Origin of the sequence: Kluyvera ascorbata (assembly GCF_023195735.1) — a bacterium.
Lineage (GTDB): Bacteria > Pseudomonadota > Gammaproteobacteria > Enterobacterales > Enterobacteriaceae > Kluyvera > Kluyvera ascorbata.
Genome location: NZ_CP096201.1, coordinates 2,507,347 through 2,529,356 on the forward strand (window position 1 = coordinate 2,507,347; position 22,010 = coordinate 2,529,356).

The following is a 22,010-nucleotide window of genomic DNA, read 5'->3' on the forward strand; positions in this document are numbered from 1 at the left end:
TCTCAGGTGGATGTGTACATTATTGAACATTTACACTACAATCGTTATTAAATGTACACGCCTCTTTTCGGATGATGTACGGAGATAACGTACGGGAGGGCATATGGCCACAGTACAAGAAAGCCATGTAAACGGGAATGTCGACACCAGCAAAGCGCTGCCGGTTGTCTTCCGCATTCTGGAAAAATGGCAATGTAACACAGATGAACAACTTCGATTGTTGGGTATTAGTTCACGTTCAACATTGAACAAATACAAAGAATCGAAGGGCGGCATTCGCTTAAGCGCGGATATCCAGGAACGTATGAGCTACATCCTGAACATCCATAAGTGCCTGCGGTTACTATTCACCGCCGATGACAGCATCTACGGCTGGGTGCGTAAACCGAACTCGCATCCTTTCTTTGCTGGGCGTTCGGCCATGGACGTGATGAACGGTGGCCGGGTTGCCGACCTTTATGAGGTCGCCACGCGGCTTCAGTCCTGGCGAGGAGGCATGGCTTGAGCACTGAAGCGCCACCACTCATTGATTTAACCGGGGCCGCGGCGTATCGGATCATCCCTAGCCGCTATCCCACCATCGATTTGTTCGAGGACGTTGCCAGCAGCGATGAGCTGGAAGCGGTCTGGGCCGTTGAAGCCCTGACCAACGAGCGGCTGCTTGAGCAGGCGGGTGAGTTGATGCGGGTGCCGAAAGCCGATTGGCTGGTCGGGCTAAACGGCAGCAGCTATGTGATGGCGGCCTTTACGCATATCAATCCTGAAGGGGCGCGATTTAGCACCGGCGATTTTGGCGGCTATTACTGCGCCCCTCAACTCGATACCGCCATTAAAGAGACGGTGTATCATCAGGAACGTATTTTCGGTTATACCAATGAACCGGCGCAGAAGGTACAGATGCGGGTGCTGTTTACCGAATTTGATGCAACCTTAGCGGATATCACCCAAGAGCCGTTTATTTCATCACCACTCTATCACGCCACGGATTACAGCCAGTCTAAGGTTTTTGCGCAGGCGCAGAAAATGCAGGGGAGAGACGGGATTCATTACTGTTCAGTGCGCCATACCGGCCACACCTGCTATGTGCTTTATCGGCCCTGCCTGGTCACAAAAGTCACGCAGGCAGAGCATCTGGAGTACCACTGGAACGGTCGTTCAATTACTAACATTCTGAGCATTAAGCTCTACGGCGACTAATTGATTTACCGCCGGGTGGCCTGCCAGCAGAGCAGTGACCCCACGCAGACCATCGCCGCGCCTTGCCAGAATGACCAGGAGAGCGCGGCGCTAAGCAATACCGCCGCCAGCGCCGAAGAGAGGACGGGCGTAAAGTAAGACGCAACGGCCAGCAGGCTGACGTTGCCGTGGAGAATTCCCACGTTCCACGCCGCATAGGCTAATCCTAACGCCAGGGCGCACATCACCAGTTTAATGACCACCGGCCAGCTAAAGATCATCGGCGGTTGGTTGCTTAGCAGGAATTTCACCCACAGGCTTAACGCCGTTAGCAGAACAAATAGCGTAATCCCGTTTTTGCCTTTGGCGTATTTGGCGGTGACGGTGCAGTACGCCGCCCAGATAAACGCTCCGACAAAAGCCAGAATATAGCTAAGCGGGCTGGAGATGACGTTGCGGGTTATTTCGTTGAGATCCAGCCCTTGTTCGCCGCCTAATACCCAGGTCACGCCGAAAACGGAAAGCAATAATCCAGGGATAATTAACCAGCTACTTTTTTGACCGTTGAACACAATGGCAAACAGAATCGTCAGGCTTGGCCAGAGATAATTGACCATGCCGACCTCAATTGCCTGCTGGCGGGTGCCCGCGTAGCCGAGCGAAAGCGCAAGACAGATTTCATAGCTGACAAACAGCACGCTACCGGCCACAAGATAACGCGGTGGAATCTGACGCAGCTGTGGGAAGCCGACGGTGAAGATGAGCAGCAGGCCGCTCAGGCTGTAAATCATCGCCGCTCCGCCTACGGGGCCAAGCCCTTCACTGACGCCGCGAATCAGCCCTACCATAGTGCTCCATAAGACAATAGCGCTGAGTCCCGTTAGCGTCGCTTTCTTATTATCCATCTCTAACCTGATGCTTTTACGAACGAAGTTTTCGGTTATAACATTTTTTTGCGACGGCTGGTGATATTTCTCCGCGACACCTAACCCTAAAGGATTAATGAAAATCGCTGACCCTGACTATTAAGGGGGGCTCAGTTTTCGACATTGATTTGACGCAAAAAAAACAGGGGCATTGCTGTTAGTTTTTCTCCCGAAGTACATCCATACAATGAGGAAAATAATGGACGTCAGCCGCAGAAAGTTTTTTAAAATCTGCGCGGGCGGTATGGCTGGGACGACGGCTGCGGCATTAGGGTTTGCCCCAAAAATGGCGTTAGCACAGGCGCGAAATTTCAAATTACTCCGCGCTAAAGAAGTTCGTAACTCCTGCACATACTGCTCCGTAGGTTGTGGGCTATTAATGTATAGCCTGGGCGATGGAGCCAAAAATACCCGGGAAGCGATTTACCACATTGAAGGTGACCCGGATCATCCGGTAAGCCGTGGCGCACTGTGCCCGAAAGGCGCGGGGCTGCTGGACTATGTACACAGTGAAAACCGCCTGCGCTATCCGGAATACCGCGCACCTGGCTCAGATAAATGGCAGCGTATTTCGTGGAATGAAGCCTTCGATCGCATCGCAAAATTGATGAAGGCCGACCGCGACGCCAACTTTATTGAGAAGAATGAGCAGGGCGTAACGGTTAACCGCTGGCTCTCCACCGGGATGCTGTGCGCATCCGCGGCAAGTAATGAGACCGGCATGCTGACGCAGAAGTTTGTGCGCTCACTCGGCATGCTGGCGGTAGACAACCAGGCGCGCGTCTGACACGGACCAACGGTAGCAAGTCTTGCTCCAACATTTGGTCGCGGTGCGATGACCAACCACTGGGTTGATATCAAAAATGCTAACGTCGTGATGGTGATGGGCGGTAACGCCGCAGAAGCCCATCCAGTGGGATTCCGCTGGGCGATGGAAGCGAAGAACAACAACGATGCGACGCTTATCGTCGTCGACCCGCGCTTTACGCGTACGGCGTCGGTTGCCGATATCTATGCGCCGATTCGTTCCGGTACTGACATTACCTTCCTGTCGGGCGTACTGCTGTATCTTATCGAAAACAATAAGATCAACGCCGAATACGTGAAGCATTACACCAACGCCAGCCTGCTGGTGCGGGATGACTTTGCCTTCGAAGACGGCCTGTTCAGCGGCTACGATGCCGAGAAGCGCCAGTACGACAAATCGTCCTGGAACTATCAGTACGATGAAAACGGCTATGCCAAACGCGATGAAACGCTGACCCATCCGCGCTGCGTGTGGAACCTGCTGAAGCAGCACGTTTCCCGTTATACGCCGGACGTGGTGGAAAACATCTGCGGGACGCCGAAAGCGGACTTCCTGAAAGTGTGTGACGTGCTGGCTTCTACCAGCGCGGCAGACCGCACGACAACCTTCCTGTATGCACTGGGCTGGACGCAGCACACCGTTGGGGCGCAGAACATTCGCACCATGGCGATGATTCAGCTGCTGCTCGGAAATATGGGGATGGCAGGCGGCGGCGTGAATGCTTTGCGCGGTCACTCAAACATTCAGGGCTTAACCGATTTAGGTCTGCTGTCGACGAGCCTGACCGGTTACCTGACGCTGCCGTCAGACAAACAGGCGGATCTGCAAACCTACCTGGCCGCCAATACGCCGAAAGCGCTGCTGCCGGATCAGGTGAACTACTGGAGCAACTATCCGAAGTTCTTCGTCAGTCTGATGAAGTCGTTTTACGGCGATGCGGCGACGAAAGATAACGATTGGGGCTTTAACTGGTTGCCGAAATGGGACCAGGCCTACGACGTTATCAAATACTTCAACATGATGGATAACGGTAAAGTCACCGGCTACATCTGCCAGGGCTTTAACCCGGTTGCGTCGTTCCCGGACAAAAACAAGGTAGTACGCAGCTTAAGCAAGCTGAAGTACATGGTGGTTATCGACCCGTTAGTGACCGAAACCTCGACCTTCTGGCAGAACCACGGCGAGTCTAACGACGTTGACCCATCAACGATTCAGACTGAAGTGTTCCGCCTGCCGTCGACCTGCTTTGCCGAAGAAGATGGCTCTATTGCCAACTCCGGCCGCTGGCTGCAGTGGCACTGGAAAGGCCAGGACGCTCCGGGTGAAGCGCGTAACGACGGCGAGATTCTGGCCGGTATTTATCACCGTCTGCGCGAGATGTATCGCAACGAAGGTGGTAAAGGCGTTGAACCGCTGCTGAAAATGGGCTGGAACTACAAACAGCCAGAAAGCCCTGAGTCTGAAGAAGTCGCGAAAGAGAACAACGGCTACGCGCTGGCAGACCTGTATGACGCCAACGGCGTGCTGGTGGCCAAAAAAGGTCAGCTGCTTAATAGCTTTGCGCTGCTTCGCGATGACGGTACTACGGCTTCCTCCTGCTGGATCTACACCGGTAGCTGGACCGAAAAAGGTAACCAGATGGCCAACCGCGATAACGCCGACCCGTCAGGGCTGGGTAATACGCTGGGTTGGGCATGGGCATGGCCGCTGAACCGTCGCGTGCTGTATAACCGCGCCTCGGCGGACGTTAACGGCAAACCGTGGGATCCGAAACGGATGCTGATCCAGTGGGATGGTACTAAATGGGCCGGTAACGACATTCCGGACTTTAATACCGCGCCGCCGGGTAGCAAAACCAATCCGTTTATCATGCAACAGGAAGGGCTGGGCCGCCTGTTTGCGCTCGATAAGCTGGCAGAAGGGCCGTTCCCGGAACACTACGAGCCGATGGAAACGCCGCTGGGGACTAACCCATTGCACCCGAACGTCATTTCGAGCCCGGTGGTTCGTCTGTACGAAGAAGATGCCGTACGTCTTGGGAAGAAAGACAAGTTCCCATACGTCGGGACCACCTATCGTCTGACCGAGCATTTCCACACCTGGACTAAACATGCGCGTCTGAACGCTATTGCGCAGCCGGAACAGTTTGTGGAAATAAGTGAAGGGCTGGCAAAAGCCAAAGGCATTGCCAACGGCGATCGCGTTACCGTCAGCAGCAAGCGTGGCTTTATTCGCGCGGTGGCGGTGGTGACGCGTCGTCTGCAAACCCTGAACGTGAACGGGCAGCAGGTCGAAACCGTCGGTATTCCGTTGCACTGGGGCTTTGAGGGCGTGGCGCGTAAAGGCTATATCGCCAATACCCTGACGCCGAACGTCGGCGATTCCAACTCGCAGACGCCGGAGTATAAGGCGTTTCTGGTTAACATCGAGAAAGCGTAAGGAGCGTTTAAATGGCGATGGAAACACAAGACATTATTAAACGCTCTGCAACTAACCCGATTACGCCCGCGCCTCGAGCGCGGGACTATAAGGATGAAGTTGCCAAGCTGATTGATGTCTCCTCCTGCGTGGGCTGTAAAGCCTGCCAGGTGGCCTGCTCCGAGTGGAACGATATTCGTGACGAAGTGGGGCATTGCGTCGGGGTTTACGATAACCCGGCGGACCTGAGCGCCAAGTCCTGGACGGTGATGCGTTTTAGCGAAACCGAACAGAACGGCAAGCTCGAGTGGCTGATTCGTAAAGACGGCTGTATGCACTGTGAAGATCCGGGCTGCCTGAAGGCATGCCCGTCCGCCGGGGCGATTATTCAGTACGCTAACGGGATCGTCGATTTCCAGCAGGAAAACTGTATCGGCTGCGGTTACTGCATCGCCGGGTGTCCGTTTAATATTCCGCGCCTCAATAAAGAGGATAACCGCGTTTATAAATGCACCCTGTGTGTGGATCGCGTGAGCGTGGGTCAGGAACCGGCCTGCGTGAAAACCTGTCCGACCGGTGCTATTCACTTCGGCACCAAGAAAGAGATGCTGGATGTGGCACAAGAGCGCGTCGATAAGCTTAAGAAACGCGGCTACCCGCATGCCGGTATCTATAATCCGCAAGGCGTGGGCGGAACGCACGTGATGTATGTACTGCATCATGCGGATCAGCCAGAGCTGTATCACAAGCTGCCGAAGGACCCGGCCATTGATACCAGCATTAATCTGTGGAAAGGGGCGCTGAAACCGCTCTCCGCCGCGGGCTTTATCGCCACCTTTGCCGGGCTGATCTATCACTACATCGGTATTGGCCCGAACAAAGAAGTGGATGATGACGAAGAGGAGGATGGCCATGAGTAAGTCGAAAATGATTGTGCGCACGAAGTTTGTCGATCGCGCCTGTCACTGGACGGTGGCTATCTGCTTCTTCCTGGTGGCGGTATCGGGGATTTCGTTCTTCTTCCCGACGCTGCAATGGCTGACCGAAACCTTCGGTACGCCGCAGATGGGGCGTATTCTGCACCCGTTCTTCGGCGTATTGATCTTCGTGGTGCTGATGTTTATGTTTGCCCGCTTCGTGCATCACAACATTCCGGATAAGCAGGATATTCCGTGGGTGCTGGGGATTGTCGAAGTGCTGAAAGGCAACGAGCATAAGGTGGCGAAGGTCGGGAAGTATAACGCTGGGCAGAAGATGATGTTCTGGACCATCATGAGCATGATTTTCGTGCTGCTGGTGACCGGGGTGATTATCTGGCGTCCTTACTTTGCGCCGTTCTTCCCGATTCAGGTGATTCGCTACGCGCTGCTGATTCACGCCGCTTCCGCTATCATTCTGATCCACGCGATCCTTATCCATATGTATATGGCGTTCTGGGTCAAAGGGTCGATTAAAGGGATGATTGAAGGGAAGGTGAGTCGCCGCTGGGCGCAGAAACACCATCCGCGCTGGTATCGTGAAGTTGAGCGAGTAGAGGCGAAGAAAGAGAGTTCGGAAGGGATGAAGTAGGGATTTTTTCCGGAAGTGAAGAGCGGTTTGATATCCCTTGACGGGGAGCGTTAAGCCGCTCTTTTTGTTTGTGATTTTAATATACTCAAGTGTTGGTGACGAGAGCATCAATTGCCGATATCACGCTTGAACGAGCATGGCGTAAATTACAGACAAAATAGAGGTTGCTAAGCTTCTTTTTATCTATGCTGGTCATCGATGGCGTATTGATTGCTACTGTCTGGAAGTCAATATTCACCAACGGCGTTGCCTGATGGTAATAACCGTTTAAATAAGCATGACTACTTAAAGGAAGTACCAGGCGTGTTGACAGATCGCCATAATAGTCATGTTGGATCACCATAATAAACGGATGAATAAGACGGGTCCTCTCCGATGGATTTCGATAAACATCAAACTGTTGGCACATTAAAGTACCTCGTAAAAAGGATCATCGGATAACAGCCCTGTCATTTGCGTAAACCCGTTCATTCTGTTGATAAATTCACGATCTTCGTTAGCGTTGTTGAGTTGACCGATATCTCCAGGCGAGGTGTTACTCACTGAGCCGTTTGGAATGGTGTTTTTCGGCATTTCCCTAACCGTGTTGTTTGATTTCATTATGACCTCCTTGTAAAGAATAGGACGATTATCCGCCGTTCTCGCTAAAACACAATTAGCCTGATTCAGCCTTTGCGCGCCGCCTTCCAGAAAATATTCTTCTGTTGCATTACGCACTAATATCGGCATCGTATATGAATCATTCACGCTGTATATATGGACAAACCCGTTACCGCACCTTTTTGTCTGGTCTGCTTCCCATGAATGGTCAATAATGCCCCTCTGCAAACGCAACAGAAACAAGTGATTAGAGGGATGAAAAAAACAATTTTTGCGCTGGCGCTGGGCACGTTTGGTCTGGGGATGGCGGAATTTGGCATTATGGGCGTGCTGCCGGAACTGGCGCGTGATGTGGGGATCTCGATCCCGGCGGCAGGCAATATGATCTCCTGGTATGCCTTCGGCGTGGTGATCGGTGCGCCGATTATTGCGCTGTTTTCCACGCGCTTCTCCCTGAAGTCAATCATGCTGCTGCTGGCGGCGCTCTGTGTGTTGGGTAACGTTATTTTTACCGTGTCATCGAGCTACACAATGCTGGCTATTGGGCGACTGGTGTCGGGCTTTCCGCACGGGGCGTTCTTTGGCGTGGGGGCCATTATTCTGTCGAAGATTGCGCCGCGTGGCAGGGTGACGGCGGCGGTAGCGGGGATGATCGCCGGGATGACGGTGGCAAATCTGGTTGGCGTACCTGCGGGGACGTGGCTGGGTCATCAGTTCAGCTGGCGCTATACCTTCCTGGCGATTGCGCTGTTTGACGTGGTGGTGCTGGTGGCGATTATTGCCTGGGTGCCAACGCTGTTTGATAAATCCGACGCGCGCCTACGTGAGCAGTTCCACTTTCTGAAAAGTCCTGCACCGTGGTTAATCTTTGCGGCGACGATGTTTGGTAACGCTGGCGTGTTCGCTTGGTTCAGCTATATCAAGCCGTTTATGATGAACGTCTCAGGTTTCCCCGAAGGGGCAATCATGTTCATTATGATGCTGGTGGGACTGGGCATGGTGCTGGGTAACATTCTCAGTGGCAAGCTTTCCGGGCGCTACAGCCCGCTGCGCATTGCGGCAACAACCGATTTCGTTATCGTGGTCGCGCTGCTGCTAATATTCGCGCTCGGTGGTTTTAAAATTGCGTCGCTGGTGCTGGCGTTTATCTGCTGTGCGGGGCTATTTGCGCTTTCCGCACCGTTGCAGATTTTGCTGCTGCAGAACGCGAAGGGCGGTGAAATGCTAGGGGCGGCGGGTGGTCAGATTGCTTTTAACCTTGGTAGCGCGATAGGTGCGTTCTTCGGGGGGCTGATGATCACGTTGAATTTCGGCTGGAGTTCAGTGGCACTGCCGGCGGCGGCGCTGTCGTTCCTGGCGATGTCGTCTTTGCTGCTTTATGCGCGTTACCAACAACGGCAACAGAAGCTGGTGGCGGCCTGAGAGTAGCCTCTCCTGTGAGGGAGAGGCTCAGGGCATTAATGGCGAAGATCGATAACCATACGGCCACGGATCTGGCCCAATTCCATCTCTTTGAAGATAGCGTTGATGTCGTTTAACGGACGCAGCGCCACTTTCGGCACCACTTTCCCTTCAGCGGCAAACTGGAAGGCCTCGGTCAGATCCTGACGGGTACCGACCAGCGAACCGACCACTTCAATACCGTCCAGCACCAGACGCGGAATATCGAGGCTCATCGCTTCCGGCGGCAGGCCAACGGCCACCACGCGGCCACCGGCACGTACGGCGTCAACCGCAGAGTTAAAGGCAGCTTTCGCGACGGCGGTAACGACCGCAGCGTGCGCGCCGCCGGTCAGTTCCTGCACCTGCTTCGCGGCATCTTCACTGCGTGAATTGATGATAAGGTCCGCGCCCATCTCTTTAGCCAGCTTCAACTGCTCATCGTTCACATCGAGGGCAATCACTTTCGCATTAAAGACGTTTTTCGCGTATTGCAGCGCCAGGTTGCCCAGACCACCCAAGCCGTAAATGGCAATCCACTGGCCCGGTTTGATTTTCGAGATTTTGACCGCTTTGTAGGTGGTGACGCCAGCACAGGTGATGCTGCTCGCCGCGGCGGAATCAAGGCCATCCGGAACCTTGACCGAATAGTCAGCGGTGACGATGCACTCTTCAGCCATCCCGCCATCGACGGTATAGCCTGCGTTTTTCACTGAACGACACAGCGTTTCGTTGCCGCTGTTACAGTATTCACAGTGGCCACAGCCTTCGAAGAACCAGGCAACGCTAGCACGGTCGCCTACTTTAAGAGAGGAGACGCCAGGACCGATTGCTTTGACGATCCCAATACCTTCATGGCCGAGGATAACCCCAGTCTTGTCACCAAAATCACCGTTTTTCACGTGCAGGTCGGTGTGACAGACTCCACAGCATTCCATCGCTAACAGGGCTTCACCGTGCTGCAGTGGGCGCAGCGTTTTTTCAGTGACGTTTACCTGATGGTCATGTGTGACAACAGCAGCCTTCATATCCTACTCCTGGTTAATATGTATTTGATAATAATACTCATTAATGATTAGTGATAATGACGAAAATTGCAAGCCGGAGGGTGGGAAGAATCTAGTGGTTTTTCATATTGATAGCACTGAGCGTTAACAACTTTGTCATCAAGCGGTCATCATTTGTTCATCCGTAAACTCTACCGTGTCGTTTTTGATTTTCTTATAACGATAGAGTGACAACACAATGCATCTGGTAAAAACAATCCTGGCCGCAAGCCTGTTCCTTTCTGCCGCCGCGCAGGCGCACAACGTACTTGACTTCCCGCAGCCTGAAAACAACCCTGAAGAGTTTTATGCGGTAACTGAGATCCCGGCGGGCGGCATTATTAAATATGAAACTGACGCGAAAACCGGTTTTCTGGTCGCCGACCGCTTTCAGTCTATGCCGGTTGCCTATCCTGCAAACTACGGTTCACTGACGCAGTCGCTGGCAGGTGACGGCGACCCGTTGGACGTTGTGTTCTATACCCGTGCTCCAATGGCGCCGGGCACGCTTATCAAACTGCGCGCGATTGGCGTGTTGAAGATGATTGATGGTGGCGAGAAAGACGACAAAATTATTGCCGTACCTACCAGCAAAATTGACCCAACCTACGACGATATCAAGAACGTGAGCGATCTGCCGAAGGTTGAGCTGGAGCGCTTGCAGGCGTTTTTCCGCGTCTATAAACAGCTTCCGGAAGGGCGCAAAAAGGTAGAGCTGAACGGTTTTAATGATGCCGCTGCGGCGAAGCAGGAAATTAAGCAGGCGTGGGACGCCTGGAAAGAGAAGAATCCACAGTAATACGTAGCCCGGATGAGGCGGAACGCCGACTCCGGGATTATCTGGAGTAGGGAGAAAACCCGGCGTTGCTGTGCAAGGCCGGGCTACGGGTAGGTTAAACTAACTGATTATTGATGGTTGCAATCTCCTCACGCCAGCGCTGCTGCAACTGCGGCTTCTGATGTTTAGGTTTACGCGCCAGGTCTTCGGCTAACCGCCACTCAAGCTCAATTAAGCGCTCCAGCAGGTCATCCGCCTCCGTTGTGGCTTTTTCTTCTGTGACGGTGACGGAGCGCGGTGCGTCCGGGCAAGCACGGTGGCGAAGTTGCTCGTACACCGCGTCAGCGTCCGGCCATTCGCTCAAGCCATTCTCGTCAATCAACCAGAAACGGTTACAGCTATTGCTGATGAGCTGACGGTCGTGGCTGACCAACAGCACGCCGCCGGGATACTCACAAAGCGTTTGCGCAAGCGCCGCTTTACCGTCGATATCTAGGTGGTTCGTGGGTTCATCAAGCAACAGCAGACTGTATCGGGCAAGCGATAATCCGACGAACAGCAGGCGAGAACGCTCACCGCCGCTTAAAGTACTGACCTTTTGCCCGTGCCGCGCCCAGCCAAAACCCGCTGAAATCAGCGCGCGTTTTCGGGTTTCTGCATACGGTTCAAATGCTTCAAGTGCGTCCAGCAGGCTATCTTCGTCGGCTAACTGGTGCAGCGTCTGATCGTAATAACCTGCTTTCAGGCGCGGATGAAGCTTCAGCCCGGCATCGGCCGACGACTGCTGCATCTGCCGCCACAGTAGGCGCAACAGCGAGGACTTACCGCCGCCGTTACGTCCCATAATGGCAACGCGATCGCCGCTTTGTAGCCGCGCAATATCAGTCGTAAACAGCGCCGGTAGGTCTGGTGCAGGCGGCACGGGCAGGTTGTCCATTTCCAGCAGACGGTCTGCCCGCAGCGCATCGCCGTGGAGCGCGAGCGTCCATGGTGTGCCGGCGGTAAGTTCCGTTTGGCTCTCCTTCAATCGCGTAACCTGTTTTTCCATCTGCTTGGCTTTACGCGAGAGATCTTCGTTGTCATACACCCGTCCCCAGGTGGCCAGCCGTTTGGCGCTGGCGGTGACGCGGTCAATCTCTTTTTGTTCCGCCTTATGCCGCAGCGCATCGCTCTCATCCTGCTCTTCCAGCGCCTGACGGGCTTTTGTGCAGGGGAGTGAAAATGCGTGCAGGGTTTTATCACGCAAAATCCAGCTGGTATTAGTGACGGCATCCAGCAGCGGATTATCGTGTGAAACCAGTACGAAGCTGCCGCTCCAGCTATTCAGGAAGTTCTCCAGCCACAGCAGCGTTGGCAGGTCGAGGTGGTTGCCCGGTTCATCCAGCAGCAGCAGATCCGGTTGCAGGATGAGCGCTCGAGCCAACAGCAACCGCGTGTGCTGGCCGCCGCTCAGCGTTGCCGCCGGGTTATCTATCTCTGCGGGGGAAAACCCCATTTCCGTTAACAAACGCTCGGCTTGCCAGCGTTGGCTTTCACGAGCCGATTCCGACAGCTGTGCCAGTACGGCCTGGATCAGCGTGCGGTCGAGTAGTTCAGCGGGAAGATGTTGTTCTACGCGAGCCATCAGACAATGGTTAGCCAACGCGACGAGCCCGGAAGAGGGTATCAGCGTGCCGTCCAGTACCTGTAACAGGGTACTTTTGCCGCAGCCGTTGTAGCCGATAAGGCCAATGCGGTCGCCTTTTTTCAGGGTAAAGGAAAGGTCTGTAAAAAGAGGGCCGAAAGCCGTCTCAACATGAAGAGATTGTGCAGTTAATAATGTGCTCATTTGCTTACTCAAGAGTTACAGGCATGGGAATGCCTCGTCAAACATCGCTGACGATAACTAAGTAAGCCCGAGGGAAGGGTTTAGGGATTGGTGTCTTCGCTCAAGCAGAAGTTATCGCAGCATGAAACCGATAACGCTTGAGCTGGTGCGATCACCAAATGTATGTGAAACATTGAAAATTTCACAGTACAGCATAATTAACCTCCTCTTAATGTTGTCAGGTTGAAAGGTAATGGCAGTGTAGCGGCCATGTGAATATTAATCTAGTGAATATAATATTAGTTACAACATACATTATAAGGGCTGTAAAATAATCAGCATTGACTATCGTGCCAGTTTTCTTTTGTTCTACAGGGGAGCGAGGAATGAACCCGGCGACGCTGCGCTTGGCCGGGCTACAATTTTGCTACGAGTTAGATGGAGGTACGACGGTAGCTACGGTATTCCGGCAGCCAGAAGTTCTCATCAATCGCTTCTTGCAGGGCGTCGGCGGAGGTATTGGTTGCGACACCTTGTTGCTGGGCCATTTTACCGACCGCGAACGCGATAGCGCGGGAGACTTTATGAATGTCTTTCAGCTCTGGCAGCACCAGACCGTCGCCATTGTTCGCGAGCGGAGAGTGTTTGGCCAACGTTTCACTTGCGGACATCAGCATCTCGTCAGTAATACGCGACGCGCCCGAGGCAATCACCCCCAGACCAATTCCCGGGAAGATATAGGAGTTGTTGCACTGAGCGATAGGATAGACGGTATCTTTCCAGGTGACCGGTGCGAACGGGCTACCGGTGGCAACCAGCGCCTGACCGTCGGTCCAACTGATGATGTCTTGCGGCGTAGCTTCAACGCGTGACGTTGGGTTCGACAGCGGCATCACAATCGGACGTGGGCAGTGCTTGTGCATCTCACGAATAATTTCTTCCGTGAATAGCCCGGTCTGGCCGGAAACGCCGATCAAAATGTTTGGCTTCACGTTGCGCACCACGTCGAGCAGGGAAATCTCGTCGTTATCGTGCTGCCAACCCTGAATTTTTTCCTGTTTCTGCGCCAGTTTGCTCTGGAATGGAAGCAGGTTAGGCATCTGGTCGGTCAGCAGGCCAAAGCGGTCAACCATAAATACGCGGCTACGCGCCTGTTCCTCACTCAACCCTTCGCGCTGCATCTGAGCGATAATCTGCTCGGCGATACCGCAGCCCGCAGAGCCTGCGCCCAGGAAGACCACTTTCTGCTCATTAAGCTGGCTGCCCGCCGCGCGGCTTGCCGCAATCAGCGTACCGGCAGTAACCGCCGCGGTGCCCTGGATGTCATCGTTAAAGCAGCAGATCTCATCGCGGTAGCGGTTGAGCAGCGGCATCGCGTTTTTCTGCGCGAAGTCTTCAAACTGCAGCAGCACGTTTGGCCAGCGGTGTTTCACGGCCTGGATGAAATCATCCACAAACTGATAGTACTCGTCGTCACTGATACGCGGGTTACGACAGCCCATGTAAAGCGGGTCGTTCAGCAACTGCTGGTTATTGGTACCCACATCCAGCACCACCGGCAGCGTATAGGCCGGGCTGATGCCGCCACAGGCGGTGTACAGGGAAAGCTTACCGATAGGAATACCCATGCCGCCGATGCCCTGGTCGCCCAGGCCGAGAATACGCTCACCGTCGGTCACCACAATCACTTTGATATTGTGGTTTGGTACGTTCTGCAGAATATCGTCCATGTTATGACGATTCTGATAGGAGATAAAGACACCGCGGGCGCGGCGGTAAATCTCAGAGAAACGTTCGCAAGCCGCACCCACGGTTGGGGTGTAGATAACCGGCATCATCTCATCAAGATGATTTTCTACCAGGCGATAGAACAGCGTTTCGTTAGTGTCCTGGATATTGCGCAGGTAGATATGCTTGTCGATTTCAGTTTTAAAGCCCTGGTACTGGATCCAGGCACGTTCGGCCTGCTCCTCAATGCTCTCAACCACTTCAGGCAGCAGCCCGAGCAGGTTGAAGTTGCTGCGTTCTTCCATACTGAACGCGCTGCCTTTATTCAGCAGGGGAAATTCCAACAGAACCGGCCCCGCATAGGGGATATAAAGGGAACGATTTTTATTGCCTGGTAACATCTTACGTAACTCCGTTGTCTTTCAATCCAGCCATCTTTGCCGGGCCGGTAGAAACTGCAGCGCGCAAGATTATAGAGCAACGATTAACACGATGCTGACAAATTGGGCGTAAGAGCACAAAAAAACGCACGATTGCTTATAACATCGCCAATTAACCCTTTGTGCGATGGTGAAGGCGGGGATGTATTCATGAACTAAGCTCATGACGGTATTGCAACAGTGGGCATAGTTTCAGTGAGCAATGTGCTGTAGGTTGTACCCTGGCTGAAAATGAAACACGTAATGCGAGGTAACGTCATGAAAGTGTTAGGTTATGCTGCTACAAACCCATCGACACCGCTAGCGCCATTCACCTTCGAGCGCCGCGAACCGCGCCCGGATGACGTGGTTATCGATATTCTCTACTGCGGCGTATGCCATTCGGACCTGCACCAGGCGCGCAACGACTGGGGATTCAGTACCTATCCGATTGTTCCCGGGCATGAAATTGTCGGTCGCGTACGTACCGTTGGAAAGGGTGTGACCAAGTTTAAGCAGGGCGATCTGGCCGCTATTGGCTGCATGGTTGACTCTTGTCGCGTTTGCCAGCCGTGCCAGCACGGGCTTGAGCAGTACTGTGAAGAGGGTAACGTTCAGACTTACAACGGTCAGGATCGTCACGACCATTCCACCACCTATGGCGGTTATTCTCAGACGATTGTTGCCAGCCAGGATTTTGTGCTGCACGTCCCGGAAAACATGGATTTAAAAGGTGCCGCGCCGCTGCTGTGCGCCGGTATCACCACCTGGTCGCCGCTGCGTCACTGGAAGGTGGGTGCCAACAGTAAAGTGGCGGTAGTAGGGTTAGGTGGGTTAGGGCACATGGCCATCAAACTGGCCAGCGCGCTGGGCGCGGAAGTCACGCTATTTACCCGTTCTCCTGGTAAAGAGGCGGATGCCCGCCGCCTTGGTGCCCATCACGTCGTGGTGTCTACTGACCCGGCCCAGATGGCGAAAGTGCAAAATCAGTTCGATCTGATTATTGATACCGTACCGTACGTTCACGAGGTCAATCCCTATCTGCCAACCCTGACGCTCGACGGCACGCTGGTCTTTGTTGGCCTGCTGGGCGATATGCCGGAGTCGAGCACGCTGCCGCTATTACTGGGTCGCCGTTCTATTGCCGGTTCCTGTATTGGCGGGATTGCCGAAACGCAGGAAATGCTCGATTTTTGCGGTAAACATGGCATCACTGCCGATATAGAAATGATTGATATTCATAACATTAACGATGCGTTTGAACGTATGCTCAAAAGCGATGTGAAGTACCGTTTTGTTATCGATATGGCGACATTGAGCGCATAACTTTTGTCAGGCTTAAGGCTTCCCCGGCTGAGCGCAGCGACGCCGGGAAACACATCAATATAAAAGGTCGGGGACATAATCGTGACACTGTAACTAATTAAGGCGTTATGGTCGGGCGGATTAGTCTTTGCCGCACATCCTGCAATGTGCCGGGCAATGCCTGATGGCGTTGCGCTTATTAGGCCTACACCAGGCCAAGTGCAATAAGACTTTCGGCGGTGGCGACAATCGCCGCCTGCGGGGAACGCGGTTTCCAACCCAGTAACGTCGTCGCCTTTTCATGGCTCACGTTCATATCGACCCCCAGCAGTTTTACCATTCCCAGCATTACCGGGTTGTTCTGCGCTGCGGCGCGCACCATTTCATCGCTCATCGGCAGCGTCGATACTTTACTTGCCGCATCCCCCAACGCCTGGCGAAGCGTGTTCGCCACATCGAGGATAGTCAAGCTGTGCCCAGCGCTGGCAAGAAAACGCTCGCCGTTGGCCGCCGGATGCGTCATCGCCAACAGGTGCAGGTCGGCAACGTCACGCACGTCCACAAAGCAGGAGTTGATATTCGGGCAGCCCGGCTCGCCATCGAGCATGTTTTTGATAATGCGGGTGGAGTGAGAATAGTCAGCGCCCAATACCGGCCCCAGTACCGCGACCGGATTAATTGCCGAAAGTTCCAGACCGTTGCCTTCGCGGGCGATGAACTCCCACGCAGCGCGTTCGGACAGCGTTTTTGATTTCTGGTATGGCCAGACATCGCCGCTGACGTCACTCCAGTCGTTTTCGGTAAATGGGCGAGGGTAATCGGCCGGGTGGCCCACGCCGATAGCGCCAAACGCCGAGGTTAACACCACGCGCTGTACGCCTGCATCGCGGGCGGCGCGCAGTACGCGCAGGTTGCCGTCAATGGCCGGATTCACCCAATCGGCCTCTTGAGTCTGGCTGCCGGAAGGAGTTGGAGACGCACCGTGCATCACGAAGCGACAACCCGCAACGGCATCGTCCCAGCCGTTGTCAGCGGTCAGATCCGCCACCACGAACGAAAGATCGGCGCCAGGTTCAACGCCGCCTTGCTGTAAATTGCGGCGAACCTCTTCTTCACGCTCAGCGGAGCGTACGGTGGTACGTACCTGATATCCGTTATTAAGCAGGGAAATAATGCAGTGTTGAGCGATAAAACCGGTGCCGCCGGTGACTAAAACGCGTGCTTTACTCATGATGCAATTCTCTTTATGCGATGGGTATATGACATAGAGTAAGCAGCGGTAGTCAGATTGTGAATGCTTGATAGTGCGTCTGAGTTGCTCGATAGTACGGAAATGAACATTGATCCGTTTTCAGACATCCTCAAACTGACGCATGCCGAATCGCTGGTAACCGGTGGGTTCACCGCCGGTGGTCGGTGGGCGCTGCGTTTTCCTGCGCCGGATAAAATCAAATTCTTCGCCATTCTTCGCGGTCAGTGCTGGGTATTGCTGGAAGGGGAACCGGAACCCATCTTATTCGCAACCGGTGATGTCGGGTTACTCAGCGCGAAGCGCGAGTTTGTGCTGGCAAGCCATCCGGACGTCGAGCCTATTGATGCCATGAGCGTGTTCTTTGGCGCGGGCAAACCGCATGCGCCCATTGGTGAAGGTAATGACATTGAACATATCGGCGGTCACGTTCTGCTGAACCCGACCAGCGGTAAGTTGCTGACCCACGTGCTACCACCGTGGATTCATGTACCGGCAAACTCAGCGCAGGCCTCATCGTTCCGCTGGCTTTTGGATCAACTAGTACAAGAACGTGTTCAACATCAGCCCGGTTCACAGCTGGTTTCAACGCAGTTGGCGCAGCTGTTATTTGTGCAAATCCTACCCGCTCACTTGCAGAATAACGAGACGCTACCCGTCGGTTGGCTTCGGGTGTTGGGCGACCGCCGCTTAACGCCAGCGTTGCAGCTGATGCACGGCGACCCGGCTCGTGCGTGGCACCTGGAGGAACTGGCAAAGGCCTGCGCCATGTCGCGTACGGTATTTGCGCAGCATTTCCGACAAACCGCAGGCATGACCCCGATTGCCTATCTGACACAGTGGCGCATGCGGCTTGCCAAACAGGCGCTAAGCGAAGCGAGCGAGCAGGTGGCTGAAGTGGCACAAACGCTCGGGTACGCCTCGGTTAGCGCGTTTAGCAACGCGTTTAAGCGGGAAACCGGTTTATCCCCAAAAGCCTGGCGACAAACCGCACTTAGCGCGCCTGAAACATAATGGTGTCGCTGACAAAGCTACCGTCGGCGGCAATCTCAAAATGCGTGCGCACTTCATCAGAGACTTTATCCTGCAAATAGCGGATAGCCTCGACGATATTTTCTGGCGTTTTCATTCGAGCCACCCAGGATGAAAATTCCAGATGCAGTTTATCGCCGACCAATTTATCCACCACCATCCCGCGATTGTTGACCATCGACAACCATTCACCCTGAGAGTAGTTATGAATGTGCGATGGATCACGCAGCATTTCGACCGTTTGCAACCAGACGTTGAGCATTGCTTTGCCCGGAGACGCGATATCCATCAGGATAAAACGGCCGCCAGGTTTGAGGACGCGGCGAATCTCCATCAACGCCGCCTGAATATCATGCCAGTGGTGCGCAGAGTAGCGGCTGATAACAATATCAAAGCTGTTATCCGCGAAAGGCAGAATTTCCGCCGGACCTTGTGCACAGCTGATATTACCCATCCCGCGCTTTTGGGCTTCCTGTTCCACAACTTCCAGCATCCCTTCGGACAAATCATACGCGGTGACCTCAGCGACCAAAGGAGAGGCGGTAAAGCTGGCATGCCCGGCACCACAGCCGACGTCCAACAGGCGTGCTTGCGTATCATCGACCAGCCATTCGGCCAGACGACGTAAATCAGCCCCCTGGGCGTGGACGTTACTCTGCAAATAAGCGGCAGCCTGACCGCTAAACTGGGACTTCACTAATGCTTCATGATGGTTGCTCATACCGGTCTTCCTCTGTTGTTATGTTCTTGTTAAAACGGACTATACGCCGGGATTAATACGGGTACAATATTGGCACTTATACTGGTATATCGAGTTACTACCATGGACAACACGGGACTGAAAGGGCCAGAAGCGCTGGGGACATTTTTACGCGTTAAACGGGAAAATACCTCGCCGGAAATGCTGGGGATCCCGGTGCTTTCGCGCCGGAGAACAAAAGGGCTGCGCCGGGAAGAGGTGGCGCAGATGAGTGGGATCAGCACCACCTGGTATACCTGGCTTGAACAGGGACGCGATATCACCGTTTCGGCTCAAACGCTGTCAGGAATTGCCTTTGCGCTCAAGCTCAAGCCTGCTGAGCGGGAATATCTTTTTTTGTTGGCGCATAAAAGCGATCCGCTGATTGAGCAGGTTCCCGCAGTCGAGCAGACCATTTTGTCCGCCGTATACGCCGTGTCAGAGCCCTGTTATTTACTGGATCTCACCTGGCAGGTGCTGTCATGGAATAAAGGTGCCGAAACGTTGTTTAAGGGCTTTCTCGATAGCGAAAAATCCCCGAACATGATGCACTTTATGTTCCTGAACCCGCTCGCCCGGACGTTGGTCGATAACTGGGAGGTGCGTGCTCGCCGTATTGTCGCGGAGCTTCGTTCTGATGCTATTCATTATCCTAACGACACCACGCTCAACGCGTTTGTGCAGCAGATGAGTGAAAACAGCAGTGATTTTCGTGAATTCTGGTCCCAACAGCAGGTTATCGTGCGGGAAGGTGGCGCGCGTGTTTTTCATCATGCCACGCGAGGCGATCTGACCTATCGCCAGCTCAGCTGGCAGTTGGCAAGCAACCGAGCGCTGAAAATGATCATGCTGGTTCCCGAATCGTGCTGACGAAGCTGGTTTTATTACCCGGCGGATTGAAAGGCTTAATAAGTGACAGTGTCACTTAAAAACGGTTAGTTACTCGGTAAACAGACGCATAAAACAACGGCGTAACCAGGTGTTGGCTGCATCCTGATGCACATGGCTATGCCAGAACAGGTTAATCTGGATAGTCGGCAGATCGTAAGGTAATGGACGGATAACCAGCCCAAACCGTTGCGCTGTCTGTAACGCCAGTTTTTCAGTCACCGTGACGATAAAATCGGTTTCGCTCAGAATATAAGGAATCGCCATAAAATGGGGGACACACAGTTGCCCCTGGTCGGCAATACCGGCTTTGGCAAAGAGTTCAAAAATACGTTTATGGCCGGAGTCTTGCGCCATGACCTTGATATGCTGCGCCTCGCGAAAGGCGGCCTCATCAAAGGGCTGGTTGCTCAGCGGATGGTCTTTACGCATTAAGCAGACATAGCGCTGATCGAAGAGCCGCCGCTGATAAAACCCGGCTTCAAGCTGCGGCAGCAGACCAATAGCCAGATCCACGCCACCGTTCTCCATTTCTGTTTTTAGCGGTACTGCCGTATCACGAACCGTCGTGATACGCACGCCGGGCGCTTCTTTGCTCAATAAATTCATCAGCCTGGGCAGCAGGTAAATTTCCCCAAGGTCGGTCATCGCGACGCGAAACTCACGCTGACTTTCCCACGGGTTAAAACTATTGCGGTAGCTCAGCGTCTTTTCCAGCGCGCAGAGAATTTCATCCACATCACCGGCAATCGCTTCCGCATATGGCGTAGGGCGCATCCCTCGGGATGCTTTTTCAAACAGCTCATCGCCCAGCATCGTCCGCAAGCGCTTAATAGCATGGCTGACGGAAGGTTGGGTAAGGCCCATCATTTCGGCGACTCTGCCGGTATGGCGCTCATTGTACATATGGCGAAAGAGCACCAGCAGGTTCAGGTCGAATTCAGCTAAACGTGACATAGATATCGTTATCAATCCGATTAATAACCGCTATAAACCACACGGTATATCTCACCGCTCCGTTTCTTTATACGATTCATTAACAAAATAACAACATTAATGGTAAGGAACTGTGATGCAAGTGGATTTCATGCCGTCTCGTCGTCAGGTCGCCGTTACCCCCGGCAGTAATCTGTTGGATGTATTACGTGAGCACCAAATTCCCATCTCTTACAGCTGCATGGCCGGTCGCTGTCAGACCTGTCGCTGCCGGGTGATATCTGGCGATGTCGCTCATACGCTGCCGGACGATGCACCAGAACTGGAAACGGGTGAGGTGCTGGCCTGCTGCGCCACGTTGCTGTCACCGAGCGTCATTGAGCTTCCGCCTGCGGATGAAGTTGTGGTGCATCCAGCGCGTACCCTCAAAACCACGGTTGTCTCTTTTACGACGCTTTGTCACGACGTATGGCGTCTACGCCTGAAGCCCGCCAAGCCGTTTTCCTGGTCCGCTGGGCAGTTTGTCCGTTTGACGTTTCCCGGAGGCGGCCAGCGTAGTTATTCCATGGCGGGCTGTCCGCAAGATGACGAACTGGAGTTTCATATTCGTATCGTCTCCGATGGACGGGTCACACCTGGGTTACTGGAAACGCTCGAACCAGGTACCGCCATCAAGCTCAACGGCCCGCTGGGTGCCAGTTGGCTACGTCAGAAACATGAAGGCCCGATACTCTGCGTCGCTGGCGGCACGGGCCTTGCGCCGCAGCTATCCATTATCCGCTCCGCGCTGGCCGCCGGCATGCGTAACCCCATCCACCTCTATTACGGCAGCCGCTGGGCGGCAGATCTCTATGGCGTTGAGATGCTGGACGAGCTGGCACAGACATACGGCAACTTCCGATATCAAGTGGTGTTAAGCCAGGAGTCATCAGCATCGGGTGTCCGCAGCGGAAGATTACCTGCTGCGGTCATTCAGGATTTGCCGACGCTGGCAGGCTGGAAGGTTTATCCCGCCGGGCCGCCCGCGATGGTTGAGGCGATGACGCTTCAGGCAAAAGCGTTGGGCGCAAGAGCAGAGGATATTCACGCCGATGCGTTTTATTACCAATCGTAATGTCGTTTACCTGCATAGATAACAAAAAGGAG

At 53.9% G+C, this 22,010-nt stretch carries 20 protein-coding genes; 11 read left to right on the plus strand and 9 right to left on the minus strand.

Annotated features, from left to right (window positions below):
- Positions 1 to 103: 103 nt before the first annotated feature.
- Positions 104 to 505 (plus strand): antitoxin Xre-like helix-turn-helix domain-containing protein, encoded by a 402-nt coding sequence (locus MY052_RS11825; RefSeq protein ID WP_035896960.1) that lies wholly within the window; start codon positions 104 to 106, stop codon positions 503 to 505.
- A complete protein-coding gene (locus MY052_RS11830) occupies positions 502 to 1,197 on the plus strand; it encodes an RES family NAD+ phosphorylase (RefSeq protein ID WP_051910821.1) in 696 nt (231 codons plus the stop codon). The genes MY052_RS11825 and MY052_RS11830 overlap by 4 nt, the downstream gene beginning before the upstream one ends.
- Before the next feature lie 5 nt (positions 1,198 to 1,202).
- On the opposite strand, the gene yddG is transcribed toward MY052_RS11830, so the two are convergent.
- A complete protein-coding gene (yddG, locus tag MY052_RS11835; protein WP_248538883.1) occupies positions 1,203 to 2,081 on the minus strand; it encodes an aromatic amino acid DMT transporter YddG in 879 nt (292 codons plus the stop codon).
- Between the two features lie 220 nt (positions 2,082 to 2,301).
- Between yddG and fdnG the strand changes: the two genes are divergently transcribed.
- From fdnG to fdnI, 3 genes are read left to right on the plus strand one after another with little or no spacing between them, the layout of a single operon-like run.
- Entirely contained in the window at positions 2,302 to 5,349 is a 3,048-nt protein-coding gene (gene fdnG, locus MY052_RS11840; protein ID WP_148077168.1) for a formate dehydrogenase-N subunit alpha, read from the plus strand.
- A gap of 11 nt (positions 5,350 to 5,360) precedes the next feature.
- The gene (gene fdxH / locus MY052_RS11845) at positions 5,361 to 6,248 is read left to right on the plus strand and encodes a formate dehydrogenase subunit beta (RefSeq protein WP_035896968.1); all 888 of its coding nucleotides are present in this window, start codon (positions 5,361 to 5,363) and stop codon (positions 6,246 to 6,248) included.
- On the plus strand, positions 6,241 to 6,897 hold the full coding sequence (gene fdnI / locus MY052_RS11850) for a formate dehydrogenase-N subunit gamma (protein WP_035896970.1): 657 nt from the start codon (positions 6,241 to 6,243) through the stop codon (positions 6,895 to 6,897). Before fdxH ends, fdnI begins: the two co-directional genes overlap by 8 nt.
- An 85-nt stretch (positions 6,898 to 6,982) precedes the next feature.
- On the opposite strand, the gene MY052_RS11855 is transcribed toward fdnI, so the two are convergent.
- Both MY052_RS11855 and MY052_RS11860 read right to left on the minus strand, forming a co-directional pair.
- On the minus strand, positions 6,983 to 7,306 hold the full coding sequence (locus MY052_RS11855) for a CcdB family protein (protein WP_248538884.1): 324 nt from the start codon (positions 7,304 to 7,306) through the stop codon (positions 6,983 to 6,985).
- Positions 7,306 to 7,497 carry a hypothetical protein gene (locus MY052_RS11860; protein ID WP_248538885.1) on the minus strand — a complete coding sequence of 64 codons (192 nt, stop codon included), beginning with the start codon at positions 7,495 to 7,497 and terminating at the stop codon, positions 7,306 to 7,308. The genes MY052_RS11855 and MY052_RS11860 overlap by 1 nt, the downstream gene beginning before the upstream one ends.
- Positions 7,498 to 7,752: 255 nt before the next feature.
- On the opposite strand from MY052_RS11860, the gene araJ reads away from it, so the two are divergent.
- Positions 7,753 to 8,919 (plus strand): MFS transporter AraJ, encoded by a 1,167-nt coding sequence (gene araJ, locus MY052_RS11865; RefSeq protein ID WP_248538886.1) that lies wholly within the window; start codon positions 7,753 to 7,755, stop codon positions 8,917 to 8,919.
- Between the two features lie 35 nt (positions 8,920 to 8,954).
- Here araJ and adhP read toward each other — a convergent pair whose 3' ends face one another.
- Entirely contained in the window at positions 8,955 to 9,965 is a 1,011-nt protein-coding gene (gene adhP, locus MY052_RS11870) for an alcohol dehydrogenase AdhP (protein WP_202218032.1), read from the minus strand.
- Between the two features lie 217 nt (positions 9,966 to 10,182).
- On the opposite strand from adhP, the gene MY052_RS11875 reads away from it, so the two are divergent.
- Entirely contained in the window at positions 10,183 to 10,782 is a 600-nt protein-coding gene (locus tag MY052_RS11875) for an inorganic diphosphatase (protein ID WP_248538887.1), read from the plus strand.
- Positions 10,783 to 10,876: 94 nt separating this feature from the next.
- Here the strand turns inward: MY052_RS11875 and MY052_RS11880 are convergent, their stop codons facing one another.
- Both MY052_RS11880 and MY052_RS11885 read right to left on the minus strand, forming a co-directional pair.
- Entirely contained in the window at positions 10,877 to 12,589 is a 1,713-nt protein-coding gene (locus tag MY052_RS11880) for an ABC-F family ATP-binding cassette domain-containing protein (RefSeq protein ID WP_248538888.1), read from the minus strand.
- Between the two features lie 413 nt (positions 12,590 to 13,002).
- Positions 13,003 to 14,697, minus strand: coding sequence for an NAD-dependent malic enzyme (locus MY052_RS11885; RefSeq protein ID WP_248538889.1), 1,695 nt, complete (start codon positions 14,695 to 14,697; stop codon positions 13,003 to 13,005).
- Positions 14,698 to 14,994: 297 nt separating this feature from the next.
- Here MY052_RS11885 and MY052_RS11890 point away from each other — a divergent pair, with 297 nt between their 5' ends.
- Entirely contained in the window at positions 14,995 to 16,041 is a 1,047-nt protein-coding gene (locus tag MY052_RS11890; RefSeq protein ID WP_035896129.1) for an NAD(P)-dependent alcohol dehydrogenase, read from the plus strand.
- A 184-nt stretch (positions 16,042 to 16,225) separates the two neighbouring features.
- Here the strand turns inward: MY052_RS11890 and MY052_RS11895 are convergent, their stop codons facing one another.
- Positions 16,226 to 17,251: an SDR family oxidoreductase gene (locus MY052_RS11895; protein WP_248538890.1), complete on the minus strand. Its 1,026-nt coding sequence runs from the start codon at positions 17,249 to 17,251 to the stop codon at positions 16,226 to 16,228.
- 102 nt (positions 17,252 to 17,353) lie between these two features.
- Here MY052_RS11895 and MY052_RS11900 point away from each other — a divergent pair, with 102 nt between their 5' ends.
- Positions 17,354 to 18,283: an AraC family transcriptional regulator gene (locus MY052_RS11900; protein WP_248538891.1), complete on the plus strand. Its 930-nt coding sequence runs from the start codon at positions 17,354 to 17,356 to the stop codon at positions 18,281 to 18,283.
- Here the strand turns inward: MY052_RS11900 and MY052_RS11905 are convergent.
- Positions 18,264 to 19,022 carry a class I SAM-dependent methyltransferase gene (locus MY052_RS11905; protein ID WP_202218037.1) on the minus strand — a complete coding sequence of 253 codons (759 nt, stop codon included), beginning with the start codon at positions 19,020 to 19,022 and terminating at the stop codon, positions 18,264 to 18,266. The two genes, MY052_RS11900 and MY052_RS11905, sit on opposite strands and share 20 nt — an antisense overlap.
- A gap of 102 nt (positions 19,023 to 19,124) precedes the next feature.
- Between MY052_RS11905 and MY052_RS11910 the strand changes: the two genes are divergently transcribed.
- Positions 19,125 to 19,910 (plus strand): helix-turn-helix transcriptional regulator, encoded by a 786-nt coding sequence (locus MY052_RS11910; protein ID WP_248538892.1) that lies wholly within the window; start codon positions 19,125 to 19,127, stop codon positions 19,908 to 19,910.
- Positions 19,911 to 19,979: 69 nt separating this feature from the next.
- Here MY052_RS11910 and MY052_RS11915 read toward each other — a convergent pair whose 3' ends face one another.
- Complete coding sequence (locus tag MY052_RS11915) at positions 19,980 to 20,885, minus strand: LysR family transcriptional regulator (RefSeq protein ID WP_202218039.1); 906 nt, start codon at positions 20,883 to 20,885, stop codon at positions 19,980 to 19,982.
- A 115-nt stretch (positions 20,886 to 21,000) separates the two neighbouring features.
- Between MY052_RS11915 and MY052_RS11920 the strand changes: the two genes are divergently transcribed.
- The gene (locus MY052_RS11920) at positions 21,001 to 21,978 is read left to right on the plus strand and encodes a 2Fe-2S iron-sulfur cluster-binding protein (protein ID WP_202218040.1); all 978 of its coding nucleotides are present in this window, start codon (positions 21,001 to 21,003) and stop codon (positions 21,976 to 21,978) included.
- Positions 21,979 to 22,010 lie beyond the last annotated feature (32 nt).

Coding starts and splice junctions, on each gene's coding strand:
- MY052_RS11900 (WP_248538891.1), top strand. CDS start 17,354: ATGAACATTGATCCGTTTTCAGACATCCTCAAACTGACGCATGCCGAA.
- MY052_RS11885 (WP_248538889.1), bottom strand. CDS start 14,697: ATGTTACCAGGCAATAAAAATCGTTCCCTTTATATCCCCTATGCGGGG.
- MY052_RS11825 (WP_035896960.1), top strand. CDS start 104: ATGGCCACAGTACAAGAAAGCCATGTAAACGGGAATGTCGACACCAGC.
- MY052_RS11920 (WP_202218040.1), top strand. CDS start 21,001: ATGCAAGTGGATTTCATGCCGTCTCGTCGTCAGGTCGCCGTTACCCCC.
- fdxH (WP_035896968.1), top strand. CDS start 5,361: ATGGCGATGGAAACACAAGACATTATTAAACGCTCTGCAACTAACCCG.
- MY052_RS11915 (WP_202218039.1), bottom strand. CDS start 20,885: ATGTCACGTTTAGCTGAATTCGACCTGAACCTGCTGGTGCTCTTTCGC.
- MY052_RS11905 (WP_202218037.1), bottom strand. CDS start 19,022: ATGAGCAACCATCATGAAGCATTAGTGAAGTCCCAGTTTAGCGGTCAG.
- adhP (WP_202218032.1), bottom strand. CDS start 9,965: ATGAAGGCTGCTGTTGTCACACATGACCATCAGGTAAACGTCACTGAA.
- yddG (WP_248538883.1), bottom strand. CDS start 2,081: ATGGATAATAAGAAAGCGACGCTAACGGGACTCAGCGCTATTGTCTTA.
- MY052_RS11910 (WP_248538892.1), top strand. CDS start 19,125: ATGGACAACACGGGACTGAAAGGGCCAGAAGCGCTGGGGACATTTTTA.
- fdnI (WP_035896970.1), top strand. CDS start 6,241: ATGAGTAAGTCGAAAATGATTGTGCGCACGAAGTTTGTCGATCGCGCC.
- MY052_RS11860 (WP_248538885.1), bottom strand. CDS start 7,497: ATGAAATCAAACAACACGGTTAGGGAAATGCCGAAAAACACCATTCCA.
- MY052_RS11895 (WP_248538890.1), bottom strand. CDS start 17,251: ATGAGTAAAGCACGCGTTTTAGTCACCGGCGGCACCGGTTTTATCGCT.
- MY052_RS11855 (WP_248538884.1), bottom strand. CDS start 7,306: ATGTGCCAACAGTTTGATGTTTATCGAAATCCATCGGAGAGGACCCGT.
- MY052_RS11890 (WP_035896129.1), top strand. CDS start 14,995: ATGAAAGTGTTAGGTTATGCTGCTACAAACCCATCGACACCGCTAGCG.
- MY052_RS11880 (WP_248538888.1), bottom strand. CDS start 12,589: ATGAGCACATTATTAACTGCACAATCTCTTCATGTTGAGACGGCTTTC.
- araJ (WP_248538886.1), top strand. CDS start 7,753: ATGAAAAAAACAATTTTTGCGCTGGCGCTGGGCACGTTTGGTCTGGGG.
- MY052_RS11875 (WP_248538887.1), top strand. CDS start 10,183: ATGCATCTGGTAAAAACAATCCTGGCCGCAAGCCTGTTCCTTTCTGCC.